Genomic DNA, 20,057 nt, shown 5'->3' with positions numbered 1-20,057 from the left:
GTTAATATTAGTTTAATGAGAAAATTTATCAATAAATCTTTGCTTGTTTTCCTTTCTCTAATTATCTTTGCATTCCCTCTCATGCATTTGACTGCTCAACCTGTTAAGGCACAGTGGTACAAACAAACATATCCCGAATTTGTGAACACAGTACAATCCGGAACCGAATCGGAACTTTTCGGTGAACGCTATACCGCCGCTCAGGTTAAATGGGTAATTTATGGATTAATCTACTCGATTGACCACCCTTTTATCACCTGTATTGTGATGGCTGGTATTCAGGGAAATGCCGCGGAGTGTATAGTGATATTAGCACGAGAACTGACGGGCATCGGACAAATTGAAACCACTTCACCTGTTGCTACGCTTAACATCCACTCCGTATCGTCACTTAGTTACTTTGCAAATATTGCTAACAGGTGGCATTTAACTCCCGAGGCAAGCGCACAAGGCTTTGGTTTTGACAATGGTGGTGCTCTCATTTTTAATCTTTGGCAAGCTACACGAAATGTTTCCTACAGCTTTCTAATTCTTATTATTATCATTATGTCTTTCATGATTATGTTCCGTGTTAAAATTTCTCCTCAAACCGTTATCACCGTCCAGTCGGCTCTACCAAAGGTGTTTACCACATTAATACTGATTACTTTTTCTTACGCCATTGCCGGCTTTATGATTGACCTCATGTACGTGGTTATTGGTTTACTTGCTGCAATTTTGCAATCGGCCAATGTGGTGGCTAGTGGTACAACACAGTCTTGGTCAGAATTATTCGGACAATTAACTTACGCCCAGAGTGCATTCATGGTTATGTTTAAATACTGGCTTTTCTTCACCGGTGCACTTTTCTGGACACTCGTTTCAAACCCCGCCGGTATCGTAATGGCAATTACCTCACAGGGATCGGCAATTGGCCTGCTTGTAGCCATAGTGTCAATTATCATGTCAATTGTCATTCTTATTCTTGCCTTTAGAGTAACCTGGATGCTTTTAAAAACTTTTGTTTTAATTATGTTTGCAATTATTTTTGGACCGATTCAAATTCTTTTGGGCGCGATCGGCGGAAGTGGTTTTTCCGGGTGGATAAAAAATCTAGCTTCACTCCTTGCTGTTTACCCAACAGTTGGTTTTATGTATGTTTTGGCATTTGTATTTTTGAGAGCAGCGTATACTAATATGTTTACCCGAATAGTTGATATCGCAACCTTGGGTCAATTGGATAATCTATGGCCATTTGATGTTTTAGATCCCGGACTTGAAGGAAGAGCTTGGACACCTCCATTTCTCAATGGTGGAGGTACAGGGGACACCGATCTTATTTGGCTAGGAGCAAGCGTAGCAATCATTGCTCTTGCACCCAAAGCAGCAGACATTGTAAAAGGTATGGTAGCAGGCAGGCCTTATGACATGGGTCGCGGAATTGGTGAAGGTTTGGCGTTTGCCTCAGGAGCACTGTCAGCTGGAGTTGCTGCTTCTCGCGAAGGCGCCAAGACTGGAGCTTATAGTTTTGTATCCAAAAAGGCAGGAAAGGCTGGAACACCTGGAGGTACAAGTGCTAGATGGCTAGATGTCCAACACTGGATGCAACTTAAAAAATGGGGTATTTAATATCTCAATTATTATTCTGTGCCTCTTTTACTTAGGGTTAAATTGTGTAAATTGAAATTTTGCGTCATTAACAGCTTCATTCATTAAGTCTATACCACGAGTTCTGGAATCAATCTGGTCCATGTGATCCCTTCTAAGCCACTGGTTTTGTCTCGTGTTCACACCGTATACAAAAAGTCCTTTTATCCTTAGTGCCATATTAGCAGTAGCTGTTCTCAATTGATCCATCCGACCATCCCAGTCTCGGTAATTACCCCCAGTTACCAGTGAGTCATGTACCACAATTCCAACCGCCTTATTTAGAGTTTGCCAAAATTCATAATTAGTCAATTCGTCGGGGGTAAACCTGACTCTCTTGAGTAACTCTGCCAAACCGGTTCTATCTCGTCCACCATAATACATTCTAAGTTTGTGTTCCTGCCATAATTCTGGAGGAAAACTCTTCCAATCTACTTCACCCAATAAGTGACCGGCGTCGAGGTCGTGTACACCATCTCCTCCACCCCACATATATTCACGAAGTGACCTTTTCACTTTTATACTCCCTTTTGCTCCTTCAACAGTTTGAAAAGACCAAAAATCAGCAAGAAGATCTGGATAAAGTCCACATGTATAAATTACCCCACAAGGACTACCTTTCTCGCGGTCTTTTATTTGCTTAGCCTTAAATTGTGTTAGAGCAACCAGGTCATCAGAACCTGCCGGGTATCCTTCCACTTCCGGTAAATATCTATTGCCATCTTTATAAATTTCAGCACCTGCTGCAGCTGCTGCACCCGACACCCGATATAAGTTTTTTGCTATTAATTGTGCAGTTTGGTTTCCTCCTACCAATTGACACACAATATCGTCGACCACTTGCCTTGTTCTAGTCGATTCTTTGTGGGCAAAAACATTCCCTGCGACTGTTAACAACCCTCTATCATTTGCTTCTATCTTGAGATCTTCTTTTGTTCTTTCGCCTGTATAAAGAGATTGAGACGGATTGTTTGCGTTTTCTACTTTTTTATTTTCTTCCTTCCAATTACTGGGATTACCTATAAACCTTTTAGTGAAGCCACGAAGAACTTCCCCCTCTTTCTCCCCTGCTACTATTCGCTTAAAACCAGGTGATTGTATATAGTCCAACATCTTGGTTTTATTTTCTGACGCGGCAACCAGATCATACAACATAATCGCCATGCTAACATCATTGCCTAAATGGCGCGCATTGGGGTTATTCCGAAATTCGTTTCTTTTATCCGGTGACAAAACCAAACCCGGACCAGCGGTAAATATTGCCTCAAAATCTTCAGCATTAATCTGATAAGGAGCTGGGGCGAGAAAACCTTTCGCAATTTCAGTAATTGAGCCTCCTGCATTGTGGTAGTTTGCTGTTTCTCGAGTGAGTTTCGCACGTGCAGCAAACAAGCGACATTCTCTTCTTAGTGTGTCAATAACACCATCTCGATTTTCCTCAATAATCGCTCTTTCCTCTTGGTTTTTTTGGTTATGTGTCAGAGCTTGTCGGTTTCTTGCTTCGATTTCTTGTTTCTGCTTATCACTCATACTATCAAGTATCTGTACTTGATCAATTTGCAAGTCAGGCACTATTTCGTGCGCTGTCAAATCAGTAAAACCAAGCGCCGCCAGTTCAGCTCTCTTCTTTCTGGTTCCCGCTTCCCATGATCTAAGTTTTCCTTCCGCTGTCAAAAAGAAATTTAACTGGCCATATCTGTCATAAAACTCCGGATGATCATTATTCGCCGCCTCCGTTTGATCCGAAAATAATCTCATAGCATAAGTAACCTGTTCCGCAGTTCTTGCTTTTTCCAACATTTCTCTTTCAGGTGCAATTTGGCGTTGTTCAGCCCTGAGTTTCATTGTTTCTTCGTATCGTTGAAATTCGCGCTGTGCCCGTTCATCATACCCCAACGTCTCAGCAGCGCGTATTATCGAAAGATCACCGTCATTTTCTTCTATACTCATAAATAATTATAACATTTTACTCGTTGTTTATTCAAAATGTACCTTCATTCAATTTCGTACATTCTAATTGGACCGTAAACAACTCCCCTTCCATCAAACTTCACTTCTTTCCAACCCGCAAACTTAAAAGCAATAGAAATCACTTTGGTGCCTGGTTTTAATTCCTTTTCCAACTTTTTTTGCAAAGCATCGTTAGTTTCCTGAAGCAAATAACAAATTACAACTGTTGCTTTCGATAAATCTGTCTTAAAAATATCTTGCCTTATAATTTTAGCTGTCTTGTCGATTCTAAGTATTCTAAACCAAACCCTAGCATATATGCTTCTTAGTAAATTGAGTTCTACTCCCACAGCGCTTGCACCTTTCATGGCTGCAGCTAAAACAAATCTACCATCTCCTGCGCCTAGATCATAAACAACATCACCCTTCTTAACTTCAGCCATCTCCATTACTCTTTCAACCACATCCGCGTCGGATGGCACATACGGAGCGTTGTTTCCGTAAAAAAAGTCACGTTTCACAAAATAAAATACAACAAATACTACAATTAAGATTGAAATATACACCATGATTAGTTATCGTTGAAATAATATTAACACTCATCGTGCGATTTCGTTAGTTCCCAATCCTGTGAAAACCCTAATACTTGAATTACTTTGTTCACACTGTAAGCTTAATTTAGCAGAACTAATACAAGAACACGTTTCTTGTATTCGTTGGTGTTATTAGTCACACTAAATTATGTCAGTAGAATTCGAAGTCCAGCATCCAATTCCGCAAGAAATTACCTCCTATCAATTTAGGCTTGTTGGTGACATGACCTTAAAACAATTTTTTCAAGTAGCAGCGGGTGCACTGATTGCACTGCTCCTGTATTCGACAAATTTACTCACCTTCATAAAACTTCCACTCATGCTAATTTCATTCCTCTTTGGGATTGCTTTGGCTTTTTTCCCGTTCGAGGACAGACCGCTTGAAAAGTGGTTAATATTATTTGTTAAATCGATTTATTCACCAACTATTTTTACATGGATAAAAACAAAACCGCTTTCCTTTTTTGCCTCCGACGCCGAAATGATGGAAACATTGGCACAAAACCAAACTCCGGCTCAAATCCAACAACAAATGTCGCAGAAAGTACCTTCCGAGCCCACAGAGTCTGCAATGGCGCCAGTAGGTATTCAAGTGGAGGCAACCAAAGCATTGTCGGGACTTGAAACAACAGAGAAACAATTTTTAGTTAAAATATCGGAGCATTTCGGTAACACCAATCAACCGGTAATGCCCACTAATACAGATACGATTAAAGTCCCGCTTGCAACACCAACACCGGTTAGTAGTAACGCAATAAATCAAAAAGCAACTCAGCCGTTAATTGACCATGCTGTCAATATCACGGTAAGTGACAACGACGTAGCAAAAGCTACGACTACAGTTACCGGTTCGCTTGCAAGCCAAGCAAACAGTTTCGTAAAACAAGCCGTCTTCTCTTCGGAGTCTGCTCCTCCAATTCCACCAACCCAGCCAAACATCTTGGTCGGTCAAGTGATGGATGGTGCCGGAAAAATAATTAGTGGGGCAATTCTGGAAATACGAGATGAAGACAATCGCCCGGTAAGAGCTCTAAAAAGCAATACGCTTGGACATTTTGGCATTGTAACACCACTGCCAAGCGGTACATACGAAATTATTACAGAAAAGGAAGGGTTAATGTTTGATCCTGTAAAACTAAACGTAACCGGATCTCTAATCGACCCAATAGCAATAACGGCGACAAACAGCAATTTAACCAACTAATATGAAATTACCATTATTTTTTCCCGATCGTCCATTATCAACAACAACACAAAATCATTTGCCCATTGCCGAAATTTTTGAAGACCTGGTGCTTTACAAAAACGGTGCCGTAACACTTATTTTGGAATCCACCTCGCTTAACTTCGGCCTACTTAGCGAAAACGAACAGGAAGCTGTAATTGCCGGTTATGCGGGACTTTTGAATTCTCTTACTTTTCATATTCAAATTGTGGTCAGAAGTCTTCAAAAAGACATTTCTAATTACTTAATTTTGCTGGACGACGCTGAAAAAAGCATATCTAATCCCAAACTAACAGAAATTATGCGTGGTTACAAAAAGTTCATGAGCGATTCAATAAAGAAGAAAAATGTTTTAAGTAAAAAGTTTTATATTGTACTGCCGTTTACTCAATACGAACTTGGTGTTTCAAAATCGTTTTCTTTACCTGGTAGTAAACAAACACAACCCGGTGTCCCGTATACAAAAGCTTATGTCGTAAGGAAAGCTAAAATAGCTCTCTACCCCAAGCGTGAACATATCGCAAGACAGGCTAGGAGATTAGGTTTAAATTTAAGGCAACTTAAAACAGATGAGCTTATCGATTTGGTTTATAACATTTACAATCCCGAGCCGCCCATAAAAGAAAGGGGGATATTTAACTGATATGAAACTGTTTGGTAAAAAAAATACTCAGAAAGAGACGGAGGTGCACAATGTTGTTGATCCCACTCCCGAAACAGACGGAAAAACTCCGCAACAGAAGTTGGTTAATCAAATCCAAGATAAAACATCCAAATCAAACAAAGAAGGAGGAATAACTCGCGACGAATTTGTAAAACCAAAGTTCCGCGATCCGATATCCGAAATTCTCGACAAGGATGCAAATGTCCTCGATGTGGTTGCCCCTCAAGAAATAGAGGTTGATTTTAACCATCTTAGAATTAACAATGTCTATTTTCGCACGCTATTTATTGCAGGTTACCCACGCTATGTTTCACCTGGATGGTTAGAGCAAATTATTAATTTTAACGCTTCATTAGATATTGCCTTTTTTGTCTATCCGGTTGAAATAAAAGGTATTCTTGAAGATTTCAGACACAAAATCGCCGAAATGGAAGCCGAAATCATAACCGATTTGGAACGCGGTAAAATTGTCAACCCTTCAACACAGGCAAAGTTGGATGACGCCCGGATGTTACAAGAGTCTCTTGTAAAAGGGGTTGAACATTTTTTTGAATTTGGATTTTATATAACAATTAGAGCAGCAGATATTGAACAATTAAATTTCGTAACAAGACAGGTTGCATCCACTCTTCAGTCACTGCTTGCTATTCCAAGAAATGCAACACTTGATATGAACAACGGATTTTTGTCAACTTCTCCTCTTGGACTTGATAGGTTAAATATCACCAGAAACATGGATACTACCTCCCTTGCTACTACTTTCCCTCTTACGTCCACAGAACTAACCAGTGACAGCGGAATATTGTATGGTATTAATCCCCAGAATGACTCTTTCATTATTTTTGACAGATTCTCTTTGGAAAATCACAACATGACAGTGTTTGCGACTTCCGGAGCAGGAAAAAGCTATTTTGTAAAATTGGAATCCGTGCGATCACTCATGCTTGGTGTTGAAATCATCGCTGTTGATCCCGAATCCGAATACAAAGTACTCGCCGATGCTGTTGATGGACAGTATATTGATTTCTCTTTCAGCTCACCGCAAAGAATTAATCCATTTGATTTGTCACAGATTTACGAGGAGGGTGAAAATAATTTGGGCCTAAAGATTTTGTCATTGCACTCACTCTTTAAAATTATTATGGGAAGCTTAAACGCCCAACAAGACGCCATGCTCGACCGAGCTCTTGTTGCAACTTACAAAGCCAAGGGAATCACCCAAGACCCAGAAACTCAAAAGAAAGAACCTCCGCTGATGGAAGATCTTTACAAGGCGTTAATCGGCATGGAAGTCGAAACCGCACTCGACCTGGCTGCGCGTATCGAAAAATTTGTTAAAGGAAGTTATGTTGGAATTTTTGACCAACACACCAACATTGAAATCAACAACCCGTTTACGGTTTTTGGTGTCCGTGAATTACGGGACGAATTAAGACCGATTGCCATGTTTATTATTCTTGATTTTATTTGGACCAAAGTAAAAAGAGATATGAGAAAACGTATTCTAATTGTCGACGAAGCATGGCATATGATGAGGTACGAAGACAGTGCACAATTCCTATGGTCGATCGTAAAAAGAGCGAGAAAGTACTATCTTGGATTAACGACAATCACTCAAGACGTGGAGGATTTTTTGGCACAAGATATTGGTAAAGCTATTGTTACAAACAGTGCCCTTAGAATTCTCCTCAAGCAGTCTCCTGCCGCAATCGACCGCATTGGTGATGTGTTCTATTTATCTCAGGGAGAGAGGCAGTTACTGCTTGGAGCAAACATCGGAGAAGGAATATTTTTTGCCGGCAATCACCATGTTCCAATCCGTATTGTTGCATCACCTGAAGAACACGGCTTAATCACAACTAATCCAAGAGAGATTTTGCAAAAACAAAAAAATACAGTTATAAAACAAAATAATCAGATACCGTCACCAAGTACGATCAATGCAATCAGGCAAACAGATGTCGGTACAAATATTATAAAATAACATTATGGCAAAAGATCAGGAAAATCAAAGACCAAGTACTACTGGACAAATTGCCGGAAGCGCCGCCAAAACAGTCACCAAAAAAGTTGTAACCAAGGCAGCCACCAAAGCAACAGTAAGAGCGGCTGGACAAGCCTTGGGAAGTTTAGCTCCCGGGGTAGGAAATGCGATCGCCGCTGTTGCCGCTGAGATAGCCGGAGAATTAATCGCTCGCATGGTTAACGCTATGCAAAAATTCAGTAAAGATGCACGCGATCTACTCGGTGGATTGGCTCTGGCATCAGCACACGCGTTTTCCATAACATTAAGTATTTTAGCGGCGGTTGGTGTCGCCCTTGCGTCGCCGATTATCATCGTTTTTGTAATTATCCCCATTGCCGTATCGATAATTCTGTTTATTATCAATTCCGGCGCATGGGTTGTACCACCGTGGAGTGGACAATCAGATCCGTTCCTTGTCGATTCAGCGTTTATTGAAGTTAGTAAAACAGCAAGTATCACAAATATACCTAATGAGAATTTACCTTGGACTGTTCAGTACACCGTCTCGATAATAGCAGAGAGATCGGTTCTTACAGACATCAACATCGAATACCGATGTTATGTTTCAAAACGACAAGGAACCCCTCCCTCCTGTCCCCCAATTAATCCAGGCTTACCTACACCACCTCAGGAAATTTCCCCTGGGACACCTTTTGTATTTACTTATAGTCAAGCATTTCCAGACAGCACCAGCTACTACGACACAGCGGTGACCGATATAATTACAATTACAGCAACAGCAGAAGGATTAACAGGAGAATCATCACAAGCCTCAGCAACTGTAAGAATTGGTAATGCTCCCGATGAATGTTTGGGTCCGGCAGCTAATCCTAACACAAGACCAAGTGCCACCGGAGTCATTGCCTCGGGTAACTACTACTTCCCAATGGCTGAATATGGTAGACTTGGTTACGATTGTTATCACCACGACGGTAATCTAGCTGTTGACATAGGGGTACAGGGCAACCCTGGAGATGCACATTTGCCACTACTTGCATACACCAGTGGACGAATTTATTTAACATTACAAACAGCAGCAGGAGGAAATGGCGTGTTTCTTGCAGGTGACGATGGAAGAAATTACTATTATGCTCATACGTGCGATATTTACTCTAAGGTCGGTGATTTTGTTCAAGCAGGAGAAGTCATCGCCACCTCAGACAACACCGGCAATTCAACAGCGGAGCATTTACACTTTGCCATAAATAATGGTTCACTAAATTTTCCCGGTGGAGACGGAACGATTTGCCCTCAAACAGACTTTGAACAAAAATTCGGTTTGGGCGTCTGCCCTAATTACTCGACAAACTGTGTTATACCATGATTAAAAAAATAAAGTATTTATTAATTGTTGCAGCAGTATTATCAACGGGGATATTGTTGTATATTTTATTCAACGATAATTCAGCTGACATCGACATCGACAATTCAAGTGTAGTTGTAAACAAACTTGATATAATCGATGGAAACAAATCGCTAACTCATTTAAACAATATTGCCGGTCAACTTATTGGCATAAATACAAACAACGGAAAGCTTGTCCGCATTACGAATAATGAAACTAGCATATTATTTGAAAAAGTAGTTGAAAAATATTCACAAGACGGTCGTTATATTCTCGTAAAAGAACACAACAACGCAAGTTCATTAACATTAATAGATACATCAACAAATCTAACATCCATAATCCAACTTACGAAATACAGTCCAATAGTCTCAGCAACAATTTCAGAACAAGAAGGAAAAATTTACTTTATCGGAAACTACAATCCAAACACGGAAAAGTCGATTCTATACTCACTCCCAATTAATAGCAACTCACCAATCTCATTACTAGAAACAACTGCAAGCGATGTTGATTGTATAGTTAAAAACCGACTTGTTCTCTTTGAAGATTATGATTCTCCCAATGCAAGCAAGGTAAGCATTCTCGATTTGCTAACACTTGAAAACACTGTGTTGTCATTAGGGAATACATATTCTCTGACTCCTGATAAAGCAAAGATTGCAATACAATCATCCAGCAATCTGACGATATATGATCTTAACGATATGGCCATAATGGGAAATTCGCAAATACGTCCAGGTAACAAGACTATCTGGATTAATAATTCGCAAATATTTATACTTACAAATTTACCTAATACTACTTACGCCATCCTTGATGTTTCAAACATGTCTTTGTCAGAACAAAAACCGATAGAAAATATTGGTTACATAAGAGAAATTTCGGCTTACATTAACGGAATAATGTATATGGTCGATTATAACGACAACCTATACAGTGTAGAACTGTAAAAAACCGAAGAGCATTAATTACAACTTCACAGGCATGATAAGGTGAAGATAATCTTTGTCTTGCGGATCCTCAAATACTCCCGGTGCATTAGCTGAAGTTAATTTTACGACGACTCTATCCCCTTTTACAGACGACAGAAAATCTTCTATAAATTTATAATTAAAGGCTATTTCAAGTACATCATCATTGCCTTCTAAATATTCAACTCGTGCATCAATTTGAATATCCTGCTTCCCGGCTTGTCTGCTTTGTGATGTCGCAACCAATCCCGTCTTATCTATTTTGAAAGTAATTGCATTAGCACTGTCACGAGCTAATACACTCGCCAGTTTAACCGACCTAACCAACTCTTCTTTGTCCAAATCAATTTTTATATTTGTCGTTTGGGGAATGATTTTTGAAAAATTTGGAAATTCACCTTGAATAATTCTCGAAGAAAGAACAATATCTCCTAGTCCAAAAAGTGCCAAACTTTCGTTTTTTGGAAATGCAATATCAATACTCGAGCTCTCGTTGGCTAATCTAAGCAGTTCAAGTAATGTATTTTTAGGAAGAATTACCTGGTCAGTATCCCCCACTCCAGTTGCAACAACCGACTTCTGAGAAAGTCTAAATCCGTCTGTGGCAACAAACACTAATGAATTCTTTTGAAAAATAATTAGTACACCTGTTAAAACAGGTCTCGTTTCGTCAGAGCTAGCCGCAAAAATCACCTGAGACAATGCGCCGGTAAACAATTCCTTTGGAAAACTTGATTTCTCCTTTCCCAAGGCTGTCGGAACACTTGGAAAATCGGCATCGTTTGTCCCCGATATAGTTGATGTATATTTTTCGCAAGAAACTACCAGGTTTTCTTTAGCGGCTTCCAAATTTATTTGTCCTCTCGGTAAATTTGCAACAATATCCGTTATTACTCTTGCAGGAATCGTTATATTACCCATTTCTTTGACACTTGCTCCAATTGGAATAGATACTGATGTTTCAAGATTTGTAGCACAAAGTGTTAGTTTTGTTTTTTGAACATTAAACAAAATATTTCCTAGTATTGGTAATTGCGATCTGGGACTTGCAAATCGAGCAGCAATATTTAATCCACGCGTCAGATCTTCTTGAAGTACCTGTAGTTTCATTATAAAAAAAGTATACGAAATAAGTCCGACTTTTCCAAGTGTGTATAAAATTTACAAATTGTGTTTCTTTCTTATTAAATAGTAGTTGTAGTAGTAGGTAGTGTTGACAAGTGGATATCGCTTCCTACTTGTGCACAAAGCCGAATGTGGATATGTACCTCAAGGATATGTTAATAAAGATGTTTATAAGTGTGTGTAATTTGTTGATATGTTGATACTACTAAATATTTATCCTCAAAGGATGTTTTTTATCCCCCTAATGTCCTGTCGTGTTTGCACATCAAGCGAAGCTAGTTTGGTTATTTTATCCACAGCGTGTATAACGGTGGTGTGATCTCGTCCTCCAACAAGTCGCCCAACCTCTTCGAGCGGCAGCGCTAACTCCATCCGTAAAAGATACATGAGTATTTGACGTGGTCTGGCAACAGGTCGCGCTCGTGAAGCGCCCAATAGACTTCTTTTGCCAAGCGTATAATACTTTGACACGGCGGCGACAACTTCTTGCGGTTGAGCTTTGATTTGAGTATCACCGTTTAGTACGCCTTTTTTCGACAAAATGGTTTCAATTAGATTTTTGCTTATTTCGTTTTTATTAAGTATCACCTCGGATGATAATTTGGTGAGAAATCCTTCGATTTCGCGCGCCGAATCAATATTGCCGGCAATTAATTGAATCAAGTCCATGGGAATATTAATTCCCCTATCAGCAGCTTTTATTTGGACAATTGCGCATCTTAATTCAAAATCGGGATTTCCGATATCTACAATAAGCCCTGCTTCAAATCTGCTTCGTAAGCGTTCTTCCAGTTTCGAGATCTCGCTTGGAGGTCTGTCCGAGGTGATAATAATTTGTCCCCCAACGGAAACAATCGAATTAAAAGTATGAAAGAATTCTTCTTGAACAGTATCTTTGCCGGCAATGAATTGAATGTCGTCAACCAACAGGGCATCCAGTTTTCGATATTTATTGCGTACATTTTTTGTATTTTTGTGTCTAATTCCCTCTACGATATCGTTGGTAAAATCTTCACCCGTACAACTGAGAATTTTTGAACTTGAATTTTTGATTAACGCACAATGGCCGACAGCGTGCATTAGATGTGTTTTGCCCACCCCTACCCCACCCCAGATGAAAAGTGGATTATATGCATTTCCCAAATTTTTAGAAACCGCGTCTGCAGCTGCCCACGCCATTTGATTTGTAGAAGAAACCGCGTAATTATCAAAAGTGAAGTTCTTTCTTAGATTAGATTTTGAAATTAAGAATAATATTCCTTCCTCGTTTTTTTCAGGTTCTTGGAAAAGAGGAACAGAAGAAAAATCTTGTGAAGCTGATTGTTGTTTTACTATAAAAAGCACGTCACATTCTTTATCGAGAGTTTTGTTCAAAGCATCCTGTATTAAGCCGAAATATCTCCCCTCAAGTGTGGTTCTGACAAAACTAGACGAACATCCCACCTCAGCTAAATATCTGCTTCCAACATTTTTTAGTTCCGATAAATGGGTTTGGGTAAACCAGGTTGAGAAGATAGCTCCGGAAACTGAAACTTTAATACTTTCCAATATCTCGTGCCAGATTTTAAGTTTGTTGCCCGGACTGTTGATAACTGTGTCGTCTTCTGTGTGGACACTAGAATTATTTGATGGTTTACTTAAATCATCATTTGTTTCTACCTCTTGGTCGGAGGTGCTATTTACATCATGATCCATAATTTGAAGGCAGAAGAAGAAACATCAAATACATCTACATCCTATGGAAGTTATCCACAATTTTCAACCCCGAAAAGATCCGAAGCCTAACCGACAACTGAGCCGATATTTCGATTGCTTATAAATGTAGTATGCCCAAACTTCATTTCGGAAATAGTTTTGCTTTAATAATATTAGAACCTGCTGCTTTTTGTTTTGATAAACAACTTTGTTCGCACTGGAAATTAGCATTATTAATATATATAATGTGCACATGACAAAAAGGACATATCAACCGAGTAAAATTAAAAGAAAAAGAAGGCATGGCTATAGGAGTCGATCGACTACAAAGTTGGGGAAAATAACACTTAAAAATCGTCGAGCGAAGGGTCGGAGCAAATTGTCCGAATAAGCTGTTTAAGATGACTGCGACGGCGAGGTTCTTCTTTATAAAAAACGCCATATCGAATTTCTCTAATGTGATATTTTGCTGGGCAGAATAAATTGTTCACTTCGTTTTTTGATTTCCATGTGGTAATCTACATATAGAAACTATGCTTGCCGGAAAATACAGAATGCGAGGACATTATTATATTTCTCGCGCAAAAGAAAAAGGTACGATGTATCAGTTCCCTAATTTTGGTATGGCTGTTTACAAAAGAAAAGATGATGATAAACCACCCAAGTTTTCATTTATAGTGTCAACGAAAATTGCAAAACACGCTGTCGACAGAAATAGAATAAAACGAACACTTAGTGAAGCTGTGCGATTTGAATCAAAATATTTAATTAATGGATATGATGTCGTATTTCTCGCAAAAACACAAATTACCCGCACTCCGACCGACGACACCATGAAAGAAGTAAAACAAGCCCTCAAGAAAGCAAAATTAATCTGAAGATGAAAACTTCCATTATTGTAATTTTAAAACTGTATAAAAAATTTGTATCCCCGATTTTCCAATCTTTTTTTGGTCAAGCGTGTGTTTATACTCCAAATAGTCTAAGCTGTGGCGATTATGCGATTAAAGCAGTGGAAAAGTACGGCGTTATAACGGGACTTGGAAAAACAGCGTTGAGACTTGCTACATGTAATCCATTGACGAAAAGCGATAATCCGAAGATAATACACATTTAGTCCTTACTATGTTTAACACACTACTCATACAACCTTTGGCAAACGGATTGGTTGTTTTTTATAAACTTCTCTTTTCAGATATGGGACTTGCGATTATTGGTTTTAGTGTTTTTTTGAGATATGCACTCAATCCTCTTACCAAACCTTATATGGAGTCGATGAAGAAAATGAAAGATATTGCCCCATCGCTTGACAAACTAAAAAAGAAATACAAAGACGACAAGGTTAAACTTACAAAAGCACAGGCGGATTTGTATAAGTCTAAAGGCATTAATCCCGGAGCAGGGTGTCTTCCCTATTTGCTCCAAATAGTAGTGCTGATTGCATTTTTTAATATGTTCAACAAAACGCTGTCGTCTGAAAATCCAACGGTGGCATTTAATAGTCTTCTTTATAACCCATTAAGATTTCCCGACGGTGAAATAATTAATACCGGTTTTTTAGGAATGGATATGACCAAACCCGCTGTTTTCCAAATACCCGGAATAGATTTTAACATTCCTGGTCCGCTGTTAATTTTGTCGGCATTGGCACAATTTGTCTCGGCAAAAATTATGGCTCCTTACGAAAAGGTTCAAGAGAAAATTGCCAAAAAGACTCCTGAAGCAAGTGATGATTTTCAAGTTGGTATGCAAAAATCTATGATCTACATGTTTCCTTTGATGACTTTGTTTATTGGACTTAGATTTCCATCGGGCTTGGCACTATATTGGTTAGTGTTTTCTGTTTTTCAAGCATATCAACAATACCGCTCCCAAGGGTGGGGAGGTATGACCCCTTGGATTATTAAGCTTGGTCTGCTAAAATCCGAAAGTAACACTAAAGATGTCAAAAAAAATTGAAACAGTAAAACAAGATCCCGCATCAATTGTCGAAGAGATTGCGCGCGAACTGCTTCGCTTGATGGGGTCTGGTGCGGATCTGGAGGTAAAGGAAGATAGTGTAAACGATGCGATATTAGTTGATATAAAAACCGAAAAAGAATCTGGACTTCTTATTGGAAGCAGAGGAGAAACTCTGTTGGCACTTCAGACAGTAATTTCCATGATTTATAAATCCAAAACGGGGGAGTGGGTAAGGGTACTGATTAATGTTGCGGATTGGAGAGAAAAACAAAATGAAAAACTAAATCATTTGGCAGTTACGTCAGCACAGCGGGCAGCCGAAACTGGCGAGGATGTTCCGCTTTTCAATCTTTCTCCCGCCCAAAGAAGGATTGTACATATGGCACTTGTAGACAACAAAGAAGTTGAAACCGAATCGGTTGGCGAAGGACAAGATAGACATCTTGTTATACACCCCAAAAGATAATCCTTCATTTATTATGGAAACAATAGAAATATTTGGTGATGGTGGATCCAGAGGAAATCCGGGACCTGCAGCAAGCGCATTTGTTGTTTTGAAAAACGGAATTGAAATATACAACCAGTCAAAGTACTTAGGAGAAACAACAAACAACGTTGCCGAATACAACTCCGTACTAATGGCGCTCGAATGGATTAAGGCAGATCGGAAAGAAATAATTAACAGTGAAAAAATATACTTTAAACTTGATTCTGAATTGATAACAAAACAGATACTCGGAATTTATAAAATTAAAAGTGAACATCTGATAACCTTGCACCAAAAAGTAATAACATTACTTCAAGACATTGATAAAGAAATTGTTTTTTCTTCCGTCCCAAGATTGTTAAACAAAACTGCAGATTCTTTAGTTAACAGGGAATTGGATAAACACAAACATCTTTCTTGATTAATCTTTCATTGGTCTTCAACACTTATAGAATTATAAAATCGTTAAAAAAAATTGCTATTTTAGAAAAACACCTCAACTGACAATTTAATATTTACTACTTATATCAATAGATTATAAGAAATTGTTAAAGTGTAATTTTGATAAAATTTACTCCAAAAGAAACGATGATGTTTGTAAATTTTACTCACTTATTATTGCTTACACGTTTCTGATGTATGGAACATGTTTTTACCCATAAAAGATATCGATGCGGTAATTACTACAAGATATCCTCGTGAATACTTTTAAAATTTCACGTCGAAATGTTGAGTAAAATATGTGTTCTATATTATTAACACTAAAACAACACCAGTATTACCATAAAATTGAAATGTTTAGGTAATTGAATTAGCATTAATTACAATGGACAACCAACAAACTAAAACGACCAAACCGCGGGCGCTCGTAATTACGAAATTCAACTACTTGTCATTAAACATTGTCAAGAGATTTGTTGATCTATCGTGTGAAGTAGACGTTGTAACAGACAACATCGATCTGTGGAATATCATTGTTGATGAAACCAAATTTGACGGCTGGCGTTTAATGGACATTGAAAAATTTTCATATCAAGACAAATATGACTATTTTATTTATATCGACCTTGAACAATTTGGTAATACGTCTCGCGTTAAATTATCGGATTTGGCGCAACTGGTTATTAAACATCAAGACTTAAAAAAGGTATTTGTTTTTTCCTATATAGCGTCAAAAGAGAAACACATAGATAACAACAATTTGTTACTAAAAATAAATTTAGACAAACCGAAATACCGAGCTTTGTATCTTGGTGACGTGGTTGAACTAAAGAAAGGGTTTGTAAAAAATACAGTAGCCGAGAAGTTATATTTTGAAGAAGACTTACCTTGTATTAACAACTGGAAATTTTTACCAATCGGAATAGCCGACGCACTCTATCACGTTGAACGATCGATTTTTTCGTTTATGAGTGAAAGTACTAAGCATGCAGTAATATCACATGTTAATTATGCTAATGAATTTCAACAAACGGTAAACAAGAATTTAACAAGTCGGAATGATTCTATTAATATAAGTTTTGAAGATGCTTTTGTAGAAGAAAAAGCTTTTGTTCAATTTGACAAAAACGTACTAATGTCGTTTCTTGAGGAATATCTGATCCGCGTTAAAAGCGAAAAAGAAAATGCAAATACTCATCGCTACAAAGCAGTAGTTGTTACACACAATGATGATGCCGAAAAAACATCATCCAACCCAAACGACACTTTGGTAAATAGAAGTACCCAAAAAGATTTAGTACCACCTCAACATACACCACTTTATTCAAATGAACAAGACTCGTCAAAAGTAGTTAATAGAAATACTAACGAAATAGAATCCAACAAAATAATTGACCAACAAACTTCCAACAAAGGTAGTAAAATTGTTCACTCATTAACCCCGGCTATAAACGACAAAAAGCAATCAAGAAAAGTTTTACTAGCGCTAAAAAAGTATTATTTAGTTATTAAAAAGAGGGTTAAGAAACCAGTTTTGTATGTAGTGTTTTTTGCGGTGTTGGGATATTTTATAGTGCCGTTATTTCTTATTACCACGTCAATATTTTTAGTAAGTTTCAATAAAAACAGATTGTTGTCGTATGATTTGAAAACCGCCCGTACAACAGTTGGTGTATCAAACAGAGTTGTTGCATTAACCGAAAACTACATATTTATATTATCGACAACTCCCCACATAGGTAGTATTTTTGGCGACCTTCATGCTTTAACGTTGGTACTTTTGAGGGTGTCAACAGTTGAAGAAAAAATTGTTGTTTCGTTAAGTGCGACCAACGTGTTAGTTGACAATGCTTTTGGTGTTGATGGAAGTGTTGAAGATATCACTAGCTCGATACTGCTTGTTAATAAATCGTTGGTAGAAGAATTGGGATTTTTGGAAGGACAAATTAAAGCACTTTCAGGGAACAATAAAAAAGTGATTCTCAACATAATATCTTCAGTTGATATTTCTCGAACGAAATCGCTTGCATATTTTATACAACAAATTTCAGCAGACCTGCCGAACATGTTGGGTGAAGACAAGACCAAGAGTTATGCCCTTGTATTCCAAGATGAGAATGTAATCCGCCCTTCGGGTGGAATAGCTAACTATATTGCAATTATAGTTTTTAGTGAAGGAAAACTGGCAGATATATATGTTTATACACCTGAATTTTTAGATAAACAAATTAAGGGAGAAATCATACCTCCCGCAAATTTGTTATCGGGTCTAAATACTGATAAGTGGTCGTCGAAGGATTTTGGTTGGCACGTAAATTACATAAACTCTGCAGAACAGCTTAAGTGGTTTATATCAAAATCGGTTGATATTGAGGTAGATGGAGTTGTGGTTTTAAATCAGGAAATTATTAATAGACTAGAAGAAAACATGGCAAATGAGTATAAGAAAGTTTTCAACGACGAGTTAAGTACTTCCGATTTACACACAGCGGTCGCCGAGAAACAACAAGACCCCAAATTGGTAAAAGAATATATAAAAAGAATTTTTGAAACACTTGTGGAATTAGACGAGAATCAAAAATTATCAATTTATGGATTAGTATTTGAAGGAAGTAATAATAAAAATATTCAGCTTATGACAACAGATGACAATTTCAACAACAAATTGCAATCAGCAAATTTGTTTGGAAACAAGAATTCCCAAAAATGTAGTTTTAATTGCTTTTCTGACGAGATCGGTGTTTTTGACTCGAGCGTAAACGCCAATGCTCAATCAATTAAACGAGAAATAAATCTTACGGTTTACATAGAAGAGGGAATTGTAAAACACTCGATGCAATATGTATTTACAAATCCGAAAGACAATTCCCAACCCTATCAAGCTTATGTAAAAATATTGGTTAACAAAGAAAGTGGCTTTGAAGACATTTACCGTACAAACGAGAGTGGAACCGTTTTGGTTAAACCGGATATCTCTGTAGAGAAAGAAGGCAAGACCGCTGGTTTTATTATAGAAATTATGCCAGGCCAAACGGAACGATATCTAATTAATTGGGAAACAACGTCGGTGCTAGATCTGACGAGAGACGGGGAATATGATATTCGATTTATTAAACAATCCGGGATGAAAAATGTACCCTTGTCGGTTAGTATAAAAACACCCGAGAGATTAACAATATTTCCAACGAATATTTTTCGCTTGACCAATGAGGGACTATACGGATATAATACCACCTTAGACAAAGATATTAATCTTAAGGTAAATCTGAAATATGACTAAGCAAATACTAAAAGCACAAAACAGGGAAATCGTTGGAAGAAAGGTAAAAAAACTAAGAAGAGAGGGAATTTTACCCGCAAATGTTTTTGGGAAAAAAGTAAAATCTCTATCCATCCAGATTGCAACAAAGGAGTTTGCGGATGTTTATAAAAAAGTGGGGGAGACCGGACTGATCGAATTAGAAGTGGGAAGCACAAAAAAACCCGTTCTTGTTCATGATGTTCAGGTTGATCCTGTTACCGGTGAACTTCTTCATGCCGATTTTTTCCAAGTTAATTTGACAGAAAAAGTAACCGCACACGTGCCGGTAGAATTAGTAGGGGAATCACCGGCCGACAAATCCGGTCTGGGAACATTGGTTCAGCACGTTGACGAAGTTGAAGTAGAAGCACTACCTGCTGATTTACCCGACAAATTCGAAGTAGATGTCTCAAAACTAACGGAAGTTGAAAGTTCTGTTTCGATTGCCGATTTGAGGACGGATAAAAAAGTAGAGATTTTAGCTGACGATGATTTGATTATCGCCAAGGTAGAAGCTCTCAGAGAAGAAGAGCCGGAGGTTGTTGTCGAAGCCGTAGAAGGAGAAGTTAAAGAAGCCGTTGACGATAAAGCAAAAGGTGAAACTGTTACAGAATCTTCGGAAGAAAAGAAATAATCGGAAATT

General features: G+C 38.2%; 18 protein-coding genes. 14 read left to right on the top strand and 4 right to left on the bottom strand.

What is annotated here, in order from left to right:
* Window positions 1-15: 15 nt before the first annotated feature.
* Window positions 16-1,608 carry a hypothetical protein gene (locus IPM62_00405; protein QQS39068.1) on the top strand — a complete coding sequence of 531 codons (1,593 nt, stop codon included), beginning with the start codon at window positions 16-18 and terminating at the stop codon, window positions 1,606-1,608.
* Between the two features lie 27 nt (window positions 1,609-1,635).
* Here IPM62_00405 and IPM62_00400 read toward each other — a convergent pair whose 3' ends face one another.
* The gene (locus tag IPM62_00400) at window positions 1,636-3,576 is read right to left on the bottom strand and encodes a hypothetical protein (protein ID QQS39067.1); all 1,941 of its coding nucleotides are present in this window, start codon (window positions 3,574-3,576) and stop codon (window positions 1,636-1,638) included.
* A gap of 44 nt (window positions 3,577-3,620) precedes the next feature.
* Window positions 3,621-4,097, bottom strand: a complete 477-nt coding sequence (locus tag IPM62_00395) for an SAM-dependent methyltransferase (GenBank protein QQS39066.1) — start codon at window positions 4,095-4,097, stop codon at window positions 3,621-3,623.
* A 220-nt stretch (window positions 4,098-4,317) separates the two neighbouring features.
* On the opposite strand from IPM62_00395, the gene IPM62_00390 reads away from it, so the two are divergent.
* From IPM62_00390 to IPM62_00370, 5 genes are read left to right on the top strand one after another with little or no spacing between them, the layout of a single operon-like run.
* Window positions 4,318-5,373, top strand: a complete 1,056-nt coding sequence (locus tag IPM62_00390) for a PrgI family protein (GenBank protein QQS39065.1) — start codon at window positions 4,318-4,320, stop codon at window positions 5,371-5,373.
* Window position 5,374: 1 nt separating this feature from the next.
* The gene (locus IPM62_00385) at window positions 5,375-6,037 is read left to right on the top strand and encodes a hypothetical protein (protein ID QQS39064.1); all 663 of its coding nucleotides are present in this window, start codon (window positions 5,375-5,377) and stop codon (window positions 6,035-6,037) included.
* Window position 6,038: 1 nt separating this feature from the next.
* A complete protein-coding gene (locus IPM62_00380) occupies window positions 6,039-8,042 on the top strand; it encodes an ATP-binding protein (GenBank protein QQS39063.1) in 2,004 nt (667 codons plus the stop codon).
* A gap of 4 nt (window positions 8,043-8,046) precedes the next feature.
* Window positions 8,047-9,408 carry a M23 family metallopeptidase gene (locus IPM62_00375; GenBank protein QQS39062.1) on the top strand — a complete coding sequence of 454 codons (1,362 nt, stop codon included), beginning with the start codon at window positions 8,047-8,049 and terminating at the stop codon, window positions 9,406-9,408.
* Window positions 9,405-10,382: a hypothetical protein gene (locus tag IPM62_00370; protein ID QQS39061.1), complete on the top strand. Its 978-nt coding sequence runs from the start codon at window positions 9,405-9,407 to the stop codon at window positions 10,380-10,382. Before IPM62_00375 ends, IPM62_00370 begins: the two co-directional genes overlap by 4 nt.
* 18 nt (window positions 10,383-10,400) lie before the next feature.
* Here IPM62_00370 and dnaN read toward each other — a convergent pair whose 3' ends face one another.
* Both dnaN and dnaA read right to left on the bottom strand, forming a co-directional pair.
* Window positions 10,401-11,513 (bottom strand): DNA polymerase III subunit beta, encoded by a 1,113-nt coding sequence (gene dnaN / locus IPM62_00365; protein ID QQS39060.1) that lies wholly within the window; start codon window positions 11,511-11,513, stop codon window positions 10,401-10,403.
* A gap of 234 nt (window positions 11,514-11,747) precedes the next feature.
* Complete coding sequence (gene dnaA / locus IPM62_00360) at window positions 11,748-13,223, bottom strand: chromosomal replication initiator protein DnaA (GenBank protein ID QQS39059.1); 1,476 nt, start codon at window positions 13,221-13,223, stop codon at window positions 11,748-11,750.
* 253 nt (window positions 13,224-13,476) lie between these two features.
* Here dnaA and rpmH point away from each other — a divergent pair, with 253 nt between their 5' ends.
* From rpmH to IPM62_00320, 8 genes are all read left to right on the top strand, one after another.
* A complete protein-coding gene (gene rpmH / locus IPM62_00355) occupies window positions 13,477-13,614 on the top strand; it encodes a 50S ribosomal protein L34 (protein QQS39058.1) in 138 nt (45 codons plus the stop codon).
* 142 nt (window positions 13,615-13,756) lie between these two features.
* A complete protein-coding gene (gene rnpA, locus IPM62_00350) occupies window positions 13,757-14,101 on the top strand; it encodes a ribonuclease P protein component (GenBank protein ID QQS39057.1) in 345 nt (114 codons plus the stop codon).
* Window positions 14,102-14,103: 2 nt separating this feature from the next.
* Entirely contained in the window at window positions 14,104-14,340 is a 237-nt protein-coding gene (locus IPM62_00345; GenBank protein QQS39056.1) for a membrane protein insertion efficiency factor YidD, read from the top strand.
* An 8-nt stretch (window positions 14,341-14,348) separates the two neighbouring features.
* Entirely contained in the window at window positions 14,349-15,182 is an 834-nt protein-coding gene (gene yidC / locus IPM62_00340; protein QQS39055.1) for a membrane protein insertase YidC, read from the top strand.
* Window positions 15,166-15,651: a KH domain-containing protein gene (locus IPM62_00335; GenBank protein ID QQS39054.1), complete on the top strand. Its 486-nt coding sequence runs from the start codon at window positions 15,166-15,168 to the stop codon at window positions 15,649-15,651. The genes yidC and IPM62_00335 overlap by 17 nt, the downstream gene beginning before the upstream one ends.
* A 13-nt stretch (window positions 15,652-15,664) precedes the next feature.
* A complete protein-coding gene (locus tag IPM62_00330; protein QQS39053.1) occupies window positions 15,665-16,093 on the top strand; it encodes a ribonuclease HI family protein in 429 nt (142 codons plus the stop codon).
* Window positions 16,094-16,498: 405 nt separating this feature from the next.
* Window positions 16,499-19,393 carry a DUF4012 domain-containing protein gene (locus IPM62_00325; protein ID QQS39052.1) on the top strand — a complete coding sequence of 965 codons (2,895 nt, stop codon included), beginning with the start codon at window positions 16,499-16,501 and terminating at the stop codon, window positions 19,391-19,393.
* Entirely contained in the window at window positions 19,386-20,048 is a 663-nt protein-coding gene (locus IPM62_00320) for a 50S ribosomal protein L25 (protein ID QQS39051.1), read from the top strand. Before IPM62_00325 ends, IPM62_00320 begins: the two co-directional genes overlap by 8 nt.
* Window positions 20,049-20,057: the final 9 nt, after the last annotated feature.

Source organism: Candidatus Woesebacteria bacterium, from assembly GCA_016700095.1.
Classification (GTDB): Bacteria; Patescibacteriota; Microgenomatia; order UBA8517; family UBA8517.
Note: the sequence above shows the minus strand (reverse complement) of the source record. Positions and strands in the feature narration are given on the sequence as shown.

Coding starts and splice junctions, on each gene's coding strand:
- IPM62_00345 (QQS39056.1), top strand. CDS start 14,104: ATGAAAACTTCCATTATTGTAATTTTAAAACTGTATAAAAAATTTGTA.
- yidC (QQS39055.1), top strand. CDS start 14,349: ATGTTTAACACACTACTCATACAACCTTTGGCAAACGGATTGGTTGTT.
- IPM62_00400 (QQS39067.1), bottom strand. CDS start 3,576: ATGAGTATAGAAGAAAATGACGGTGATCTTTCGATAATACGCGCTGCT.
- IPM62_00335 (QQS39054.1), top strand. CDS start 15,166: ATGTCAAAAAAAATTGAAACAGTAAAACAAGATCCCGCATCAATTGTC.
- rnpA (QQS39057.1), top strand. CDS start 13,757: ATGCTTGCCGGAAAATACAGAATGCGAGGACATTATTATATTTCTCGC.
- rpmH (QQS39058.1), top strand. CDS start 13,477: ATGACAAAAAGGACATATCAACCGAGTAAAATTAAAAGAAAAAGAAGG.
- IPM62_00370 (QQS39061.1), top strand. CDS start 9,405: ATGATTAAAAAAATAAAGTATTTATTAATTGTTGCAGCAGTATTATCA.
- IPM62_00330 (QQS39053.1), top strand. CDS start 15,665: ATGGAAACAATAGAAATATTTGGTGATGGTGGATCCAGAGGAAATCCG.
- IPM62_00320 (QQS39051.1), top strand. CDS start 19,386: ATGACTAAGCAAATACTAAAAGCACAAAACAGGGAAATCGTTGGAAGA.
- dnaA (QQS39059.1), bottom strand. CDS start 13,223: ATGGATCATGATGTAAATAGCACCTCCGACCAAGAGGTAGAAACAAAT.
- IPM62_00380 (QQS39063.1), top strand. CDS start 6,039: ATGAAACTGTTTGGTAAAAAAAATACTCAGAAAGAGACGGAGGTGCAC.
- IPM62_00405 (QQS39068.1), top strand. CDS start 16: ATGAGAAAATTTATCAATAAATCTTTGCTTGTTTTCCTTTCTCTAATT.
- IPM62_00390 (QQS39065.1), top strand. CDS start 4,318: ATGTCAGTAGAATTCGAAGTCCAGCATCCAATTCCGCAAGAAATTACC.
- IPM62_00325 (QQS39052.1), top strand. CDS start 16,499: ATGGACAACCAACAAACTAAAACGACCAAACCGCGGGCGCTCGTAATT.
- IPM62_00375 (QQS39062.1), top strand. CDS start 8,047: ATGGCAAAAGATCAGGAAAATCAAAGACCAAGTACTACTGGACAAATT.
- dnaN (QQS39060.1), bottom strand. CDS start 11,513: ATGAAACTACAGGTACTTCAAGAAGATCTGACGCGTGGATTAAATATT.
- IPM62_00385 (QQS39064.1), top strand. CDS start 5,375: ATGAAATTACCATTATTTTTTCCCGATCGTCCATTATCAACAACAACA.